This window comes from Priestia sp. P5_B4 (assembly GCF_056400385.1).
This window is the reverse complement of record NZ_JBFULJ010000992.1, coordinates 1-1,310: the sequence shown is the minus strand read 5'-3', so window position 1 is coordinate 1,310 and position 1,310 is coordinate 1. Positions and strand designations below refer to the sequence as shown.

Here is a 1,310-nt window from a genome sequence, read left to right as displayed (position 1 = left end):
CATACTTACTTCATATCTAGCTTTCTCCATATCTCCTAGCTGAAGCGGCTTTTGTACCTTATAAGCAGCTTCGCTTAAAGAACGAGTAGATATAGTAGTCGCAATCATTACGCTCTCTACTAAAACACCTGCTATAAAATGAACTCCGTACAAAGCATGGAGGAACAAAAAGGGAACAACTCCTGCGAGCACAGCCATACTTATCACAAGAAGCAATCCTTTGAATCGTTTTCCTGCACCTTTATTTAATCTAGAATCTATCCAATAAATCCATTTACCAAACCAGCGAACGGGATGCGGCCAATTTTCGGGATCGCCTATAATTCGGTCAATTAGTAAAGCAATCGTCATGGCCGTCATGTGTGCAATTATCGCTTGTGTAATACTCATTTCTTCACCTCTTTCCCTTAAGTCCCTGCTCTAAGCTTATTTTCACCAGCTTAGCTACCGCTTGCCCTAAAGCGGTCATAGAGCCTGCATATTCATATAATGGTCCTTGCTGAGACGCTGCAACTGAGATGCTGTCCGTAGATGTTCCCGTAGCAATCGTCTTTGTAGCCGAATCTATGACGCCCAGCTGTGACAGCGTTTTTGTTTTAGCTTCTGTGGCCGCAATAAAAAGCTGTAAAAACGCTGCATCCGTAAGCGTACCTTCCACGAAAAAAAACATATTAATTGTACCAGGAGAGGAATAGAATGGGACAGCTTCGTCAGCTGTAATATCTACTGCGTTTCCTACTCCAGCCGTTATCACGGAAGCTACTCTTACTCCGTAGCCTTCATAACAGTAAACCGCTCTTTCTTTTAACCAAACGGCTGTCATCAACCCTACGATTTGCTCATGGCGCACATTTTCTTTCATCAAATATTGCTCATACTCCAAAGAAGGAGTATCTGAATAATAGTCTTTGTGAACAAATCGATTGTAAAAGGTGTCCGTGTCCGTAATGCCTGTTCCTAAAACCCCTGAGCTGTATGTTTTATAAGAAGTCTCGGTTTTCATGATTAAAAGCTCAGGCCTTTCTTCAATTTTAAGATGTGAAAAGGGACCAATCCCCTTTTCAATTCGAACTGGAATATGGTCCCTCTTCTTATTTATTGTACACCTCAGGGTATACTGCTTTTGCTAAGTCCTCTAAGCCATCTACAATACGAGGTCCTAAGMGATTGATTTTGTTTTGATCAACCTTCTCGATGTTACCCTCTTTTACAGCAGTCATGCTGCTCCAAGCGGGACGCTTCATAATCTCATTTTTGTCTGCATCATACGTTGCGATAATAACGTCAGGGTTTAACTTAACAACTTGCTC

The 1,310-nt window shown here is 41.8% G+C and carries 3 protein-coding genes; all 3 read right to left on the bottom strand.

Annotation, left to right across the window (positions count from 1 at the left end; genetic code table 11):
* A partial coding sequence (locus AC1DRF_RS28180; protein ID WP_477742330.1) for a cobalamin biosynthesis protein occupies positions 1 to 390 on the bottom strand: 390 nt, incomplete at its 3' end.
* 4 nt (positions 391 to 394) lie between these two features.
* Positions 395 to 1,003, bottom strand: a complete 609-nt coding sequence (locus AC1DRF_RS28175; protein ID WP_427076262.1) for an adenosylcobinamide amidohydrolase — start codon at positions 1,001 to 1,003, stop codon at positions 395 to 397.
* An 88-nt stretch (positions 1,004 to 1,091) separates the two neighbouring features.
* Positions 1,092 to 1,310 (bottom strand): ABC transporter substrate-binding protein (locus AC1DRF_RS28170; protein ID WP_477742329.1); only part of this gene is annotated, 219 nt, incomplete at its 5' end.

Bases quoted from the DNA above. Each gene is read 5' to 3' on its own strand.
- AC1DRF_RS28175 (WP_427076262.1), bottom strand. From the start codon at position 1,003: ATGAAAACCGAGACTTCTTATAAAACATACAGCTCAGGGGTTTTAGGA.